Raw genomic sequence first — 14,350 nt, 5'->3', positions numbered from 1 at the left:
GATCAACTGTCCTCGAAGGGGTCCCATTCGTCTTCGACTTCGGGCAGCGCCTCGGTTTCGGCCAGGGCTGCGACCTGTTCGGGGGTGCGGATGGCGGTGATCCGGGCCTTGGGAAAGGTCGCCAATACGGCCTGCATCAGAGGATGCGCCTGGGCATCGGCACGCAGGGCGTTTTCCTTGGCGTCACGTACCTCGGCAATCGTTCTGGCTTCCGCCCCGTTCACCACGCTGACCGCCCAGCGATTGCCGGTCCACTGCTGCAACTTGGCCCCGATGCGCTGGGCAAGGTCGCGTGGGGCGCTGTCGGTCGGGGTGAACTCGATACGGCCCGGCTGGTAGGCCGCAAGGCGCAGGGTGGTTTCCACCTCCACCAGCAGTTTGACATCGCGGTTCGCGCGGATCAGTTCGACCACATGTTCAAAGCTGGGAAAGCGCGCCAGCGCCGCATCTGCCTGCGGGGCCAGCGCCGTCACCGCGCCGGAGGATTGTGCCGTCGGGGTAATGTGCGCCTGCCGGGGCGCGCCGCCAGAGGCACCGACACCCTGCGGCATGTTGCCCCCAGTGGGTGCCGGGGGCGGCGGCGTGGCATTCTGCAACTTGCGCACCAGTTCCTCGGGGCTGGGCAGATCGGCCACATGGGTCAGCCTTATGATCGCCATCTCCGCGGCCATCATCGCATTGGGCGCGCTTGCCACCTCGTCCAGCGCCTTGAGCAGCATCTGCCACAGGCGCGTCAGCACCCGCATCGGCAGGGTTTCCGCCATCTGCGTGCCGCGGTTGCGTTCTTCGGGCGACACGGTGGGGTCTTCGGCCGCTTCCGGCGTGATCTTGACCACCGAGACCCAATGGGTGATCTCGGCCAGGTCCCGCAGCACCGCCATCGGGTCGGCGCCGTCGGCATATTGACCGGAAAGCTCGGTCAGCGCCCCCGCCGCATCGCCGCGCAGGATCATGTCGAAGAGGTCCAGCACCCGGCCCCGGTCCGCCAGCCCCAGCATCGCGCGCACCTGCACCGCTGTCGTCTCTCCCGCGCCATGGCTGATCGCCTGGTCTAGCAGCGAGGTCGCATCGCGTGCCGACCCTTCCGCCGCGCGGGTGATCAGCGCCAGCGCGTCATCGGCAATCTCGGCCGCTTCGGCCCCTGCGATTTTGCGCAGAAGCGTGATCATCACCTCCGGCTCGATCCGCCGCAGATCAAAGCGCTGACAGCGCGACAGCACCGTCACCGGCACCTTGCGGATTTCGGTGGTGGCAAAGATGAACTTCACATGCTCGGGTGGTTCTTCCAGCGTCTTGAGCAGCGCGTTGAACGCGCCCGTCGACAGCATGTGCACCTCATCGATGATATAGACCTTGTAGCGCGCCGAAGCCGCCCGGTAATGCACAGAGTCGATGATCTCGCGAATGTTCGCGACCCCGGTGTTGGAGGCGGCGTCCATCTCCATCACATCGACATGCCGCCCTTCCATGATCGCCACGCAATGTTCGCAGACCCCGCAGGGTTCCGTCGTCGGCCCGCCATTGCCGTCCGGCCCGATGCAGTTCATCCCCTTGGCGATGATGCGCGCCGTCGTCGTCTTCCCGGTGCCGCGGATGCCAGTCATGATAAAGGCCTGCGCGATGCGGTCGGCCTCGAAGGCGTTTTTCAACGTCCGCACCATTGCGTCCTGGCCGACCAGATCGGCAAAGGTCTCGGGGCGGTACTTGCGCGCAAGAACGCGGTAGGCAGTGCTGTCGGTCATGGGCGTCCTTCGGATTCGGTCCAGGGGCCAAGTTAGGCCTTCGGGCGGGGCGCGTCCACCGCCGTCACAGCGCCCAAAGTACCGCACCGACCGCCACCGACGCGATGCTCAGGATGATCGCCAACGTGCGCATGCGGCTGTTGGGTTGCGCTTCTGCATGGTGATCGCTCAGCCGCTTGAGGGTCTTGGTGGCCTGGTCATGCGCGGCCCAGAAGATATAGATCGCCGCGACGATGAACACTGTCGCCACTGCTTTGGCTGCCCATGTCGGTTCGAAATCACCAAAAACCGCCCGCAGACCGATCGCCACGGCAAGCGACGCCATGCCCGTGCGCATCCATCCCGCAAAGGTGCGTTCATTGGCCAGGATCGTGCGGTCTTCGGCCCAGTCCGTGCGATCCTCGGCCAATTCATTATCAGTGCTCATTGAACCATTGTGCGGCGGCTGCGTTTGCCTGACAATATCCCGTGACACAGCAAGGAAAATAATCATGCGGCTACGTGGCATCCGGCGCAGCAAGAATGTCGAAGTCCGGCGCGGAGGCGGCAGAGGCGGCAGAGGCGGCGGCGGTGCGAGGGCAGGCGGTCTTGGCCTCGTGGGCGTCCTTTTTGTTCTGGGCATCGGTTATTTCACCGGCATCGACGTGACCCCGCTTCTGAACGGTAGCGGCGGCAGTGCCCCCACCCAGCAAAGCGCGCCGGTCTCGGCCGAGGATGACGCAGCTACGCAATTCACAGCGCAGGTGCTGGCCACCACCGAGGACGTCTGGGACAAGGTGTTTCGGGAACAACTTGGCCGCGCCTACGAACCCCCGCGCCTCGTGGTGTTTTCCGGCGTAACGCAAAGCCCCTGTGGCGGTGCCTCCGGGGCCACCGGCCCGTTCTACTGCCCGGCGGATGAAAAGGCCTATCTCGACACCAGTTTCTTTACCATGCTCAGCCAGCGCATGGGCGCGGAGGGGGATTTTGCCGCCGCCTATGTGATCGCGCATGAGGTCGCGCACCATGTGCAGAACCAGCTTGGCATCCTGCCCAAGGTCAACGCCGCGCGGCAGCAGTCCTCGCAGACGGAGGCGAATGCGCTCACTGTGCGGCTGGAACTGATGGCCGATTGCCTGTCAGGCGTCTGGGCGATGAACGTGCAGGGGTTGATGGAACGTGGCGATCTGGACGAGGCGTTGAACGCCGCGCGCAAGATCGGTGATGATCATCTGCAAAAACAGGCGGGCCGGGTGCCGCAACCGCATACCTTTACCCATGGCACGTCCGAACAACGCGCGCGCTGGTTCGACCGGGGCTACGACAGCGGGCAGGTGGGCGATTGCGATACCTTCGCGGCAGAGCGGTTGTAAGCGGATGAAGTCACCCACGGGTAAGTTATGATGATCTGAAATGGGTCGCTGCCGTCTCGGGAGCATCCTGTGGATGCCCCTGCCGGGCCTACGCTCGTCTTGCTGCGCAAACCAAGCTGTGGTGAGAGATTGATAACGACCCAAGCGGGACTCGTTACGGCTGCTTCCTTCCGGATCTGACCGGGTTGGCGAGGCGCCTGCCCGCACCAACCTCTCAATCCCGGATATAAGGGCGCGGTTTTCGGAACGCAAGGGTTGCGAAGGCCAGGCCCGGACGCTGATGCCATTGCCCTCCCCGCTGGCTTGGTGCACACCCCAGGACGAGGCTGGCAAGGATAAGGACGGCAGGATGCGACATGCGGAAACGGTGACTTTCGGGGGATCGGCGCTGGACAGGGCCGGGGAAATACGCAGCAATCCCGAAGCCGTCCGCGCGGCGCTGGCGGATCCCGAAGCGCGGGCGATCCTGTTCTGGCGGGGCAAACCGCTGATTGCGACGGCCCGTCCTGCCCATCTTGCTCGGTTGCCGATGGACCATCCCGCGCTTGCCGACGCGGGCGAAGACATCATCCTGCTGGGGCGCGAGGACGGCGCGCCGCGTTTCGCCTATGACCTGTCCTCCTGGCAGCCCGACAATTTGGACGAAGCGGCGCTTGGCGGTTTTCTGGATCCCAGCGAACAACGCCACCCGGCGCTGGGCGACGATATGGCATTCGCGGAACTGCGCCGGGTGATGACCTGGCTCAACCCGCGCGACGCCGAATTGGCGGCAACGGGTCGGGCGATGTTCAGCTGGCACCGCAGCCACGGTTTCTGCGCGGCCTGCGGCCACAGGTCCGATATGGCACAGGCGGGTTGGCAGCGGGTCTGTCCAGCCTGCAAGGCCGGGCATTTCCCGCGCACCGATCCGGTTGTGATCATGCTGATCACGCATGGCAATTCGGTCCTGATGGGCAGGTCGCCGGGCTGGCCGGAGGGCATGTATTCCCTGCTGGCCGGATTCGTCGAACCGGGCGAGACGCTGGAAGCCGCTGTGCGCCGCGAGGTCTTTGAAGAGGCGGGCGTCAGGGTCGGGCAAGTCGATTACCTGTCCAGCCAGCCATGGCCCTTTCCGGCCTCTCTGATGTTCGGCTGCGCGGGCGAGGCGCTGAGCCGTGACATCACCATTGACCCGGTCGAGATCGAGGACGCGCTCTGGGTCTCGCGGGAGGATATGATGGAGATTTTCGCAGGCAACCATGCTAGGATACTTCCAGCCCGCAAAGGGGCCATCGCGCATTTTCTGCTTGAGAACTGGCTTGCGGACAGGCTCGATTGAGGCAAAAGTGAAGAACAAAAGGTCAGCAGGCTAATGGTGACCGGAATGTTTGAGGTTGTGGAGTTCGAGGCGGGTTTATGAAGTTTTCGACCAAGGAAGATGTTGAAGCGCCGATTGACGCCGTTTTTGCAATGCTCTGCGATTTCGAGAGTTTTGAACGCTCGGCCATGCGGCGCGGTGCCGAAGTCCAGCGCGTGGACCAGATGAAAGTACCGGGCACGGGCATGACCTGGCGCGTGGCTTTCGATTTGCGCGGCAAGCGGCGCGAGATGGAACTGGAGATGGTGACCTTTGACAAGCCCAACGAAATGGTGCTGGAAAGCACCTCGCCGGGTTTGCTGGGGCAGATGAGTTTCGAACTGATGCCGCTGTCGCGCAGCCGCACGCGGATTCTTGTCGAGCTTGAGGTCAAGCCGCTGAACCTGAGCGCACGTCTGCTGGTGCAATCGCTCAAGCTGGCCAAGAATTCGATCACCCGAAAATACAAACTGCGAGTGGCCGAACATGCCAAGGCGATGGAAGAACGCTATTCCCGGTCGGTCTGAACGGGGCCGGAGGGCGCGTTAAGCCATCACCGTAACCCGCGCCAATATCTCTTGGGCGGACGAAAATCTCTTGGGTTGGTGCCACCCAAACACCCGGCCTGAGCCTCATGTCACGCCGGGGTTTCTCCTGACCGTTGCTGCGACTGCGCCGATGGCAGCAGACTCTGGCCTTCCCGGTCCCGCTGCTGATCTTCTTCGAAAACAGCCAGGTAGGTCTGGAGCAGCGCGTTCAACTTGCCGCGCTCACCCTCGGAAAGGTCCGCTACAAGCTTTTTCTGCGTTTCGACATGATCCGTCACCGCCGCATCAACAATCTTTCGCCCCTTTTCGGTCAGCTGGACCAGCACGCTGCGCTTGTCGTCCGGGTTCTTCACGCGGGTGACCAGAGCATCCTTTTCAAGCTGGTCAATGCGGTTCGTCATGGTCCCTGAGGTGACCATCATGGTCTCAAGCAACTGGTTGGGCGACAGCGCATGCGGCGGACCGGACCGCAACAGCGTCGCAAGCATGTCAAAGCTCGCGCCGTTCAGCCCGTGGCGGGCAAAGGTCCTGCCCATTTCTTCGGACAGAAGGGCAGAGAGCCGCATCAGCCGTCCGATGAGGGCCATCGGCTCGGTATCAAGGTCAGGCCGCTGCTTGGCCCATTGCGCTTTGATCTGGTCGATATCGTACATGAAGGGACCACAGCGCATTTTTATCTTGACGTCAAGGTATTCGCAACTATCTTGACCTCAAGATAAACAGGATTCCATCATGTCACGCACCTTCGACCTCGCATTGACGGCGGTCGCTCCGGTCATCTGGGGCAGCAGCTACATCGTCACGACACAATTGCTCCCGAACCTTGATCCGCTGACGATTTCGTTTCTGCGTGCCCTGCCTGCCGGGTTGCTTTTGCTGTGTCTGGTCCGGCAACTGCCGCGCGGGCGATGGATACCCAGGATGTTCGCCCTGGGCGCGCTAAACTTTTCGATCTTCTGGTCGTTGCTGTTCTTCGCGGCCTATCGGCTGCCCGGCGGGGTGGCGGCGATCATGGGGGCGCTGCAGCCTTTGGTCGTCATTTTCGCCGCCCGCGCCTTGCTGGGCTCTCCGATCAGAAAGCTGTCGCTGGTGGCCATTGCGGCGGGGGGTGTCGGGGTTGCGCTGCTGGTTCTCACACCGGCAGCCGGGCTTGACGCCCTTGGTGTCATCGCCGGGATCGCCGGGTCCGCCAGCATGGCGCTGGGCACGGTGCTGAGCCGGAAATGGCAGCCGCCGGTCTCTGCCCTGACCTTCACGGCATGGCAACTGACGGCAGGCGGAGTGTTGCTCTTGCCGTTTGCGCTTGTGGCCCCGACGCAATGGGCAACGATGTCCGGGACGAACATCCTGGGGCTGTTGTATCTGGGTCTGATCGGCGCTGGCCTGACCTATGTCATCTGGCTGCGCGGGATCAGGCTTCTTCAACCCTCAGCGGTATCCGTCCTTGGCTTTCTCAGCCCGATGAGTGCGGCCCTTCTCGGCTGGTTGGTCCTGAACGAAACCCTGACCTTGCCGCAGGCTTTCGGCATGGCCCTGGTGTTGGGCAGCGTTTTCCTGGGCCAATATGCGCTGAGACCGGGTCGGGGGGGCGTGACGGGCGACCCTCAGCCCCGATCGGGATGGGCGGGGTAGACCCCCAGAACATTCAGCATATTGGTGAAATACCCCAGCTCATCCAGCGCCCGCTTGACCGCCGGATCTTCCGGGTGCCCCTCGATATCCGCATAGAACTGTGTCGCGGTGAAGGAGCCGCCGACCATGTAGCTTTCCAGCTTGGTCATGTTGACGCCGTTGGTCGCAAAACCGCCCATCGCCTTGTAAAGCGCTGCGGGGATGTTGCGGACCTCGAAGACGAAGGTGGTCAGCATCTTGTCCCCGCGCCGCGCCGTGTCGATCTGCGGCGACATCAGCAGGAAACGGGTGGTGTTGTGGTCCATGTCCTCGATGTCGCGGGCCAGCACCTCAAGGCCATGAATGTCGGCGGCGACCTCGCTGGCCAGCACGCCGTCATGGCTGCCTGCTGTCTCGGCCAGATCGGCGGCGGCACCGGCGCTGTCGGCGGCGGCTTCCGAGGTGATGCCATGCGCATCCAGAAAGCTGCGCGCCTGGGGCAAAAGCACCAGATGGGCGCGCACATGCTTGACCTCCTCCAGCGTCACGCCGGGGCGGGCCATCAGCGCGATGCGCACCCGCACAAAAGCCTCGGCCACGATCTTGAGCCCGCTTTCCGGCAGCAGGCGGTGAATGTCGGCAACCCGGCCATAGGTGGTGTTCTCGACCGGCAGCATGGCCAGATCGGCGCGCCCCTCGCGGACAGCGCGGATGACCCCTTCGAAGGTGGTGCAGGGCACGGGAATCATTTCCGGGACGGCCTGGATGCAGGCCTCGTGGGAATAGGCGCCCAAAGCGCCCTGAAAGGCGATGCGCGGCGGGGTTTGTGCCATCTTTCTGAACATCCTTCGACAAATTGCGCCGGCAGGGGCGTTTGGTCGCGGTAACTACACCTTGCCCCGCGAGAGGGAAAGCAATAGATACCCGCCCAAGATAGCCACAGAAGTAATGGACCATGCCCATGTTCGATACGATGACAATAACAAAAATTGCCGGCGGCCTGTTTGGTGCATGGCTGATCCTGTTGCTGGGCAAATGGGCCGGCGAAGAGATCTATCATGCCGAAGCGCATGGCGACCAATCGTATGTCATTGAAGTGGCCAGCGCCGATTCCGGTGAGCCCGAGGAGCAGATTGATTTCGCGGCGCTGATGGAAGCGGCCGATCCCGGCAAGGGCGAAAGCGTTTTCCGCAAGTGTTCAGCCTGCCACAAGGTTGACGGCAACGACGCGGTTGGCCCGCACCTGAACGGTGTGGTCGGGCGTGACATCGCTTCGGTTGGCGGGTTCAGCTATTCCGGTGGCCTGTCCGGCAAGGAAGGCGCATGGGAACCCGAGACGCTGAGCGCGTTCCTGACCAACCCCAAAGGCTGGGCACCAGGCACGACAATGGGCTTTGCCGGGCTGAAAAAGCCCGAAGATCGCGCCAATGTGATTTCCTATCTTCAGGGCCTCGGTGGCTGAAAAATAACGCGATTATGGCAAGGGCCGTCCAGTTTGGGCGGCCTTTTGCATATCTGTGGCGGCCCATTCCCAAGATTACATATTCGCAACTTGTATCTTGGCAGCAGGGGCCTTTAGCTTACATGTGGTTTGAACAGACGATTTGAGACCCTCAAAGGAGAGCCTGATGATCCGATCCCAGTCCCGCGCCGCCGATCTGCCCCCTGCAAACCGGCTTTGGACAGCCTGGAGCGCGCTGTTGGTGATCGGTCTGGCGCTTGGTGTTGCCACTGTTGCAACCGCCCAGGACGAAAAGATCATCAAGAGCCACGGATACTCCTTTTACGGCGATCTGAAATATCCGCCGGATTACCCCCATTTCGACTATGTGAACCCCGATGCGCCCAAGGGTGGCGAGATTTCTCTTGGTGTCGTCGGCACCTTCGATTCCATGAACCCCTATACCCGCAAGGGCCGTGGCGGGGCATTGTCGACGGTCATGTACGAAAGCATGTTGGGCGAAGGCGTGAACTCTGCCGTGCCTGCGGATGTCTATGGCGAAGCCTATTGCCTGGTCTGCGAAAGCCTGGAATATCCCGAAGACAAGGATTGGGTGATCTTCCATCTTCGCCCGGAGGCGCGGTTTTCCGATGGCACGCCCCTGACGGCCTATGATGTCGAGTTCAGCCAGAACCTGATCCTTGAGCAGGGGCTGAAGTCCTATGCCGATGCGGTGCGCAAGTTGATCCCCAAGATCGAAGTGCTTGATGAACATACGATCAAGTATCACTTTGCCCCCGATGTCTCGCGCCGCAGCCTGGTTGAAACGGTCGGCAACATGTCGATCTGGTCAAAGAAATGGTACGAGGAAACCGGTGCGCGGCTGGATGAATCCCGGTTGGAAATATCGCCTGGTTCCGGCCCCTACATGGTCGACAGCATCGACGTGAACCGCCGCATCGTTTACAAGCGCAACCCCGACTACTGGGGCAAGGACCTGCCCTTCAACGTGGGCCGCAACAATTTTGACACCATTCGGATCGAGTATTTCGGCGACGATACCTCTGCTTTCGAGGCTTTCAAGGCGGGTGAGTTCACCTTTGAATCCGAAGGCGATTCAAAGAAATGGGCGACAGGCTATGACTTTCCCAAGGTCAGGAGCGGCGATGTCATCAAGGAGGAGCTTCCCGACGGCGCGCCGCCCGATGCCTCGGGGATCGTGTTCAACCTGGGCCGTGAAGTGCTGCAGGACAAGCGTGTGCGGGAAGCGGTGGCGCTGGCGTTCAACTTCGAATGGACCAACGAGTCACTGCAATACGGGCTGTTCAAGCAGCGGGCGTCCTTTTCGCAGGATACCAAACTGATGGCGACGGGCGCGCCGGAAGGGGCAGAGCTGGAGTTGCTGAAATCCCTTGGTGATCTGGTGCCGCCTGAAATGCTGACCGAAGAGGTGCGCATGCCGCATACCTCTGACCCGTCCCGTCTGCTGGATCGACGGAACCTGCGGCGCGCCATGGGGCTGCTGGACGAGGCTGGCTGGCCGGTAGGGTCGGACGGCAAACGCCGCAATGCAGAGGGGGAGCCGCTGAAGCTGACATACCTGTTCAACGCGTCAAGCTCGGCCACTTTGCGGGCGGTGATGGAAAACTTCATCTCCAACGTGAACAACCTTGGCATAGATGCGGAATTGCAGACTGTTGATCCGTCGCAATATACCCTGCGCGAACGCGATCGCGACTATGACCTCGTCTATGACGCCTATTCGTCCTATCTGAGCACCGGCGGTGGCCTGACCCAGCGTTTCGGGTCGGAAGATGCGGCATATTCGCTGTTCAACCCCGCCGGTCTGGCCAGCCCGCTGGTCGATGCGATCCTTGAAAAGTCGCTGCGGGCGGAAACGCTGGAGGATACCGATGTCGCCCTGCGCGCGCTGGATCGGGCGCTGAGGTATGAATTCATCATGATCCCGACCTGGTACAAACCGACATTCTGGGTGGCCTATTACAATCAGTATGAACACCCGGAGGAGATCCCGCCGTTCTCTTTGGGCTATCTCGATTTCTGGTGGTACAATCAGGAGAAGGCGGACGCCCTCAAGGCCTCTGGCGCATTGAGGTAACGCGGCGTGGGTGCCTATATCCTTCGCAGGTTGCTGCTGATCATCCCGACCCTGTTGGGGATCATGCTGATCAACTTTGCCCTGGTCCAGTTTGTTCCCGGTGGCCCGGTCGAACAGGCCATCGCCCGAATTCAGGGCGGCGGTGATGTCTTTGCCGGTTTTGCCGGGGCCAACGAAGATGCCGGGTCGGGCGGGCTCACGGCCAATGACAGCGCCTATGTAGGCTCCCGCGGCCTGCCGCCGGAATTCATCGCGGAACTGGAGCGCGAATTCGGCTTTGACAAACCGCCGGTCGAACGGTTCTTCAACATGCTCTGGAATTACGCCCGGTTCGATTTCGGCGACAGCTATTTCCGCTCGATCTCGGTGATCGACCTGATCAAGGAAAAGCTGCCCGTGTCGATCACGCTGGGGCTTTGGTCGACGCTGATTGCCTATATCGTGTCGATCCCGCTGGGCATCCGCAAGGCGATCAAGGACGGCAGCCGCTTCGATACCTGGACATCGGGTGCGATTATCGCGGCCTATGCGATACCGGGGTTCCTGTTCGCGATCCTGCTGCTGGTGCTGTTCGCGGGCGGGTCCTATTGGCAGGTCTTTCCGCTGCGGGGGCTGACCAGCGACAATTTCGACCAGCTGAGCCCGCTGGCGAAGGTGGGCGATTACTTCTGGCACATCGCGCTGCCCGTGCTGGCCTCGACCATCAGCGCCTTTGCCACACTGACCCTGCTGACCAAGAACAGCTTTCTCGACGAGATCAAGAAACACTATGTCATGACCGCGCGGGCCAAGGGCCTGTCAGAGCGGCGCGTGCTGTATGGCCATGTGTTCCGCAACGCCATGCTGATCGTAATCGCGGGCTTTCCGGCCGTGTTCATCGGCGTCTTCTTTGGCGGCTCGCTGATCATCGAGACGATCTTTTCGCTGGATGGCCTCGGACGGCTCGGATTTGAGGCGGCGGTGGCGCGGGATTATCCCATCGTCTTCGGCACGCTGTTCATCTTTGGCCTGATCGGGCTGGTTGTCGGCATCCTGTCGGACCTGATGTATGTGCTGGTGGATCCGCGCATTGATTTCGAACGGCGGGAAGGCTGATGTCACAGGTCGATCTGATCCCCGAACGCGCCCCCGGCCAGGATGCGCCGCCGCCGGTGCCAAAGGCCCCGCGTGGCTGGCTGTCGCCGCTGAACAAGCGGCGCTGGCGCAATTTCACCCGCAACCGCCGGGCCTATTGGAGCCTGTGGATATTCGCCATCCTGTTCGGCATCTCGCTGTTTGCCGAATTTGTCGCCAACGACAGGCCGATCCTGGTGAACTACCGCGGCGAATATTTCATGCCGATCTTCAGCTTCTATCCCGAAACAGCCTTTGGCGGCGATTTCCAGACCGAAGCGGTTTACCGCGACCCGGAGGTGAAATGCCTGATCGCGACCGGCGGGCTGGAGCAGTGTTTCGACGACCCCGAGGCGCTGATTGCCGATGCGCAGGACGGCATGGTGGCGGGCGCGGCGATCGAGAAGGGCTGGAGCATCTGGCCGCCGATCCCCTATTCCTTCAACACAGCCGTGGACCGGCCCGGTGCCGCGCCGCTGCCACCCAACAGTCAGAACCTGCTGGGCACCGATGGCACCAAGCGCGACGTGCTGGCGCGGGTGATCTATGGCTTCCGCCTGTCGATTGTCTTTACCCTGATTGTCACGGGGCTTGCGTCGCTTATCGGCATCTTTGCCGGTGCGGTGCAGGGGTTTTTCGGCGGCTGGCTCGACCTGATCTTTCAGCGGATCATCGAGATCTGGTCATCGACCCCTTCCTTGTATGTCATCATCATCATGTTCGCGATCCTGGGGCGAAGTTTCTGGTTGCTGGTGATCCTGCTGACGCTGTTTTCCTGGACCGCGCTGGTGGGCGTGGTGCGCGCCGAGTTCCTGCGCGCCCGGAACCTTGAATATGTCCGCGCCGCCCGCGCGCTGGGTGTCGGCAACGCCAAGATCATGTTCCGCCACATGCTGCCCAATGCGATGGTGGCGACGCTGACCATGCTGCCCTTCATCATCACCGGCACGATCAGCACGCTGGCGATCCTCGATTTCCTGGGCTTCGGCCTGCCGTCCTCTGCCCCCTCGCTGGGTGAACTGACCTTGCAGGCGAAGCAGAACCTTCAGGCGCCCTGGCTGACCTTCACCGCCTTTTTCACCTTTGCGATCATGCTGTCGCTGCTGGTGTTCATCTTTGAAGGCATCCGCGACGCCTTTGACCCAAGAAAGACCTTCACATGACGCAGGATCGGAATTTTCGAAAATTCCGGACCGATTTCTTCGAAGAAATCGGGCAGGGGGCGCGCGGATGAGTACAGCGCTTCTGGATGTCCGCGACCTGAACGTCTCGTTCCGGCAGGACGGCGCGCTGACCCATGCGGTGCGCGGCGTGTCCTTTTCCGTAGAGCGGGGGGAGACCGTGGCGCTGGTGGGCGAAAGCGGATCGGGCAAATCCGTCTCGGCCCTGTCGACCGTCTCCCTTCTGGGCGACAGCGCCGAGGTGTCGGGCTCTGTCACCTATGACGGCCAGCAGATGATCGGCGCGGATGCGGCACTGCTGCGCAAGGTGCGCGGCAACGACATCAGCTTTATCTTCCAGGAGCCGATGACATCGCTGAACCCACTGCACACCATCGAAAAGCAGCTGGCCGAAAGCATCGCGCTGCATCAGGGCCTGACGGGGGCGCAGGCGCGGGCGCGCATACTGGAACTGCTGGAAAAGGTCGGCATCACCGATGCGCAAAGCCGTCTGGGGGCCTACCCACACCAATTGTCCGGCGGTCAGCGCCAGCGTGTGATGATTGCAATGGCGCTTGCCAACAAGCCCGATGTGCTGATTGCTGACGAGCCGACCACGGCGCTGGATGTCACGATCCAGGCGCAGATCCTCGACTTGCTGAAGGACCTGAAAGACAGCGAAGGCATGGGCTTGCTGTTCATCACCCATGACCTTGGCATCGTGCGCCGCATCGCTGATCGCGTCTGCGTGATGCAGCATGGCGAGATCGTCGAACAAGGCCCCACGCGGGAGATTTTCGAGAACCCGCAGCACCCCTACACGCTGAAACTGCTCAGCGCCGAACCCACGGGCAGCCCCGAGCCGGTGCCGCAGGACGCGGCGGAAATCGTATCGACCGAGAACCTCAAGGTCTGGTTCCCGATCCAGCGCGGGCTGCTGCGGCGCACCGTGGGCCATGTCAAGGCGGTCAACGATACCACTCTGACGGTGCGCGCGGGGGAAACCCTGGGCATCGTGGGAGAAAGCGGGTCGGGCAAGACGACAATGGCGCTTGCCATCATGCGGCTGATCCAGTCGGACGGGCAGATCACCTTCATGGGGCAAGACCTGCGTAAATGGTCCACCCGGCAGTTGCGGCGCCTGCGTGCGGACATGCAGATTGTGTTCCAGGACCCGTTCGGATCGCTCAGCCCGCGCATGACCTGTTTCCAGATCATCGCCGAGGGCCTTGCAATTCACGGCATCGGCAGGGGCGAGGACCAGCGCGTTCTGGTGCATGAGGTGATGGTGGAGGTCGGTCTCGACCCCGCCACGATGGATCGCTATCCACACGAGTTTTCCGGCGGTCAGCGGCAGCGCATCGCGATTGCCCGCGCCATGGTGCTGCGCCCGCGTCTATTGGTGCTGGACGAGCCGACATCGGCACTGGACATGACCGTACAGGTTCAGATCGTGGAGCTGCTGCGCGGCCTGCAAGAGAAATACGGTCTGGCCTATCTTTTCATCAGTCACGACCTGCGGGTGGTGCGCGCGATGTCGCACAAGGTGATGGTGATGAAGCGGGGTGATGTGATCGAATACGGGCCGGTGGATGATCTTTATGACAATCCGCAGACCGACTATACCCGGACTCTGCTGCAGGCCACGACCTGAGCAGCGGGCCCGGAATTTTCGAAAATTCCGGACCGTTTTATTCGAATAAAACGGCGCAGGCCCCCGCGGCCCCGACGCGTATTTTCATCCAAGTGTGCCCCGTTACAACCGGTTCGGGTCGATGCACATGGTTTCGCCGCGCTGCCACCAGCGCCGGCGCTTTTCCTTTGCCTTTGGCGGCAGGCTGCGGACGCTGATGCAGCCGGTCCGGGTCGCTGTGTGCATGGCGGATGCGTAAATACTTAACATGTCAGGTCCTCCTGGAATTGTATTT

14 protein-coding genes and 1 other RNA gene are annotated in these 14,350 nt (G+C 62.0%); 9 read left to right on the top strand and 6 right to left on the bottom strand.

Features of this window, described 5'->3' with window-relative positions; genetic code table 11:
- Nucleotides 1–2: 2 nt before the first annotated feature.
- Together A8B82_RS16980 and A8B82_RS16975 are read right to left on the bottom strand one after the other, a co-directional pair.
- Nucleotides 3–1,742, bottom strand: coding sequence for a DNA polymerase III subunit gamma/tau (locus tag A8B82_RS16980; protein ID WP_067295024.1), 1,740 nt, complete (start codon nucleotides 1,740–1,742; stop codon nucleotides 3–5).
- Between the two features lie 64 nt (nucleotides 1,743–1,806).
- Nucleotides 1,807–2,169 (bottom strand): YidH family protein, encoded by a 363-nt coding sequence (locus A8B82_RS16975; RefSeq protein ID WP_067295020.1) that lies wholly within the window; start codon nucleotides 2,167–2,169, stop codon nucleotides 1,807–1,809.
- Nucleotides 2,170–2,233: 64 nt separating this feature from the next.
- On the opposite strand from A8B82_RS16975, the gene ypfJ reads away from it, so the two are divergent.
- Nucleotides 2,234–3,094 (top strand): KPN_02809 family neutral zinc metallopeptidase, encoded by an 861-nt coding sequence (ypfJ, locus tag A8B82_RS16970; protein WP_067295017.1) that lies wholly within the window; start codon nucleotides 2,234–2,236, stop codon nucleotides 3,092–3,094.
- A 119-nt stretch (nucleotides 3,095–3,213) separates the two neighbouring features.
- Here the strand turns inward: ypfJ and ffs are convergent.
- An RNA gene (ffs, locus tag A8B82_RS16965) (signal recognition particle sRNA small type) lies at nucleotides 3,214–3,311 on the bottom strand.
- A gap of 132 nt (nucleotides 3,312–3,443) precedes the next feature.
- Between ffs and nudC the strand changes: the two genes are divergently transcribed.
- Nucleotides 3,444–4,412, top strand: a complete 969-nt coding sequence (gene nudC / locus A8B82_RS16960) for an NAD(+) diphosphatase (RefSeq protein ID WP_067295220.1) — start codon at nucleotides 3,444–3,446, stop codon at nucleotides 4,410–4,412.
- 77 nt (nucleotides 4,413–4,489) lie between these two features.
- Nucleotides 4,490–4,957: an SRPBCC family protein gene (locus A8B82_RS16955; protein ID WP_067295014.1), complete on the top strand. Its 468-nt coding sequence runs from the start codon at nucleotides 4,490–4,492 to the stop codon at nucleotides 4,955–4,957.
- Between the two features lie 110 nt (nucleotides 4,958–5,067).
- On the opposite strand, the gene A8B82_RS16950 is transcribed toward A8B82_RS16955, so the two are convergent.
- The gene (locus A8B82_RS16950; RefSeq protein ID WP_067295010.1) at nucleotides 5,068–5,631 is read right to left on the bottom strand and encodes a MarR family winged helix-turn-helix transcriptional regulator; all 564 of its coding nucleotides are present in this window, start codon (nucleotides 5,629–5,631) and stop codon (nucleotides 5,068–5,070) included.
- Between the two features lie 79 nt (nucleotides 5,632–5,710).
- Between A8B82_RS16950 and A8B82_RS16945 the strand changes: the two genes are divergently transcribed.
- Nucleotides 5,711–6,610, top strand: coding sequence for an EamA family transporter (locus tag A8B82_RS16945; RefSeq protein ID WP_067295006.1), 900 nt, complete (start codon nucleotides 5,711–5,713; stop codon nucleotides 6,608–6,610).
- Here the strand turns inward: A8B82_RS16945 and A8B82_RS16940 are convergent.
- Entirely contained in the window at nucleotides 6,583–7,422 is an 840-nt protein-coding gene (locus A8B82_RS16940) for a prephenate dehydratase (protein ID WP_235604722.1), read from the bottom strand. The genes A8B82_RS16945 and A8B82_RS16940 overlap by 28 nt on opposite strands.
- A gap of 128 nt (nucleotides 7,423–7,550) precedes the next feature.
- Here A8B82_RS16940 and A8B82_RS16935 point away from each other — a divergent pair, with 128 nt between their 5' ends.
- The 5 genes from A8B82_RS16935 (at nucleotide 7,551) to A8B82_RS16915 (ending at nucleotide 14,076) form a co-directional block, all read left to right on the top strand.
- Complete coding sequence (locus tag A8B82_RS16935) at nucleotides 7,551–8,051, top strand: c-type cytochrome (protein ID WP_067295000.1); 501 nt, start codon at nucleotides 7,551–7,553, stop codon at nucleotides 8,049–8,051.
- Nucleotides 8,052–8,217: 166 nt separating this feature from the next.
- Entirely contained in the window at nucleotides 8,218–10,149 is a 1,932-nt protein-coding gene (locus A8B82_RS16930; RefSeq protein WP_067294998.1) for an extracellular solute-binding protein, read from the top strand.
- A gap of 6 nt (nucleotides 10,150–10,155) precedes the next feature.
- Complete coding sequence (locus tag A8B82_RS16925; protein WP_067294995.1) at nucleotides 10,156–11,244, top strand: microcin C ABC transporter permease YejB; 1,089 nt, start codon at nucleotides 10,156–10,158, stop codon at nucleotides 11,242–11,244.
- Nucleotides 11,244–12,425 (top strand): ABC transporter permease, encoded by a 1,182-nt coding sequence (locus tag A8B82_RS16920; protein WP_235604721.1) that lies wholly within the window; start codon nucleotides 11,244–11,246, stop codon nucleotides 12,423–12,425. The genes A8B82_RS16925 and A8B82_RS16920 overlap by 1 nt, the downstream gene beginning before the upstream one ends.
- Nucleotides 12,426–12,492: 67 nt before the next feature.
- Complete coding sequence (locus tag A8B82_RS16915; protein WP_067294992.1) at nucleotides 12,493–14,076, top strand: ABC transporter ATP-binding protein; 1,584 nt, start codon at nucleotides 12,493–12,495, stop codon at nucleotides 14,074–14,076.
- Between the two features lie 102 nt (nucleotides 14,077–14,178).
- On the opposite strand, the gene A8B82_RS24220 is transcribed toward A8B82_RS16915, so the two are convergent.
- Nucleotides 14,179–14,325, bottom strand: coding sequence for a hypothetical protein (locus A8B82_RS24220; protein ID WP_161489467.1), 147 nt, complete (start codon nucleotides 14,323–14,325; stop codon nucleotides 14,179–14,181).
- Nucleotides 14,326–14,350 lie beyond the last annotated feature (25 nt).

This window comes from Sulfitobacter sp. EhC04 (assembly GCF_001650875.1).
Classification (GTDB): domain Bacteria; phylum Pseudomonadota; class Alphaproteobacteria; order Rhodobacterales; family Rhodobacteraceae; genus Sulfitobacter.
This window is presented reverse-complemented; position numbering and strand designations above follow the sequence as displayed.

What these genes read in the sequence shown, in the direction of transcription:
- A8B82_RS16955 (WP_067295014.1), top strand. Translation starts at nt 4,490, where the DNA reads ATGAAGTTTTCGACCAAGGAAGATGTTGAAGCGCCGATTGACGCCGTT.
- A8B82_RS16915 (WP_067294992.1), top strand. Translation starts at nt 12,493, where the DNA reads ATGAGTACAGCGCTTCTGGATGTCCGCGACCTGAACGTCTCGTTCCGG.
- A8B82_RS16935 (WP_067295000.1), top strand. Translation starts at nt 7,551, where the DNA reads ATGTTCGATACGATGACAATAACAAAAATTGCCGGCGGCCTGTTTGGT.
- nudC (WP_067295220.1), top strand. Translation starts at nt 3,444, where the DNA reads ATGCGACATGCGGAAACGGTGACTTTCGGGGGATCGGCGCTGGACAGG.
- A8B82_RS16945 (WP_067295006.1), top strand. Translation starts at nt 5,711, where the DNA reads ATGTCACGCACCTTCGACCTCGCATTGACGGCGGTCGCTCCGGTCATC.
- A8B82_RS16980 (WP_067295024.1), bottom strand. Translation starts at nt 1,742, where the DNA reads ATGACCGACAGCACTGCCTACCGCGTTCTTGCGCGCAAGTACCGCCCC.
- A8B82_RS16940 (WP_235604722.1), bottom strand. Translation starts at nt 7,422, where the DNA reads ATGGCACAAACCCCGCCGCGCATCGCCTTTCAGGGCGCTTTGGGCGCC.
- A8B82_RS16920 (WP_235604721.1), top strand. Translation starts at nt 11,244, where the DNA reads ATGTCACAGGTCGATCTGATCCCCGAACGCGCCCCCGGCCAGGATGCG.
- ypfJ (WP_067295017.1), top strand. Translation starts at nt 2,234, where the DNA reads ATGCGGCTACGTGGCATCCGGCGCAGCAAGAATGTCGAAGTCCGGCGC.
- A8B82_RS16975 (WP_067295020.1), bottom strand. Translation starts at nt 2,169, where the DNA reads ATGAGCACTGATAATGAATTGGCCGAGGATCGCACGGACTGGGCCGAA.
- A8B82_RS16950 (WP_067295010.1), bottom strand. Translation starts at nt 5,631, where the DNA reads ATGTACGATATCGACCAGATCAAAGCGCAATGGGCCAAGCAGCGGCCT.
- A8B82_RS16930 (WP_067294998.1), top strand. Translation starts at nt 8,218, where the DNA reads ATGATCCGATCCCAGTCCCGCGCCGCCGATCTGCCCCCTGCAAACCGG.
- A8B82_RS24220 (WP_161489467.1), bottom strand. Translation starts at nt 14,325, where the DNA reads ATGTTAAGTATTTACGCATCCGCCATGCACACAGCGACCCGGACCGGC.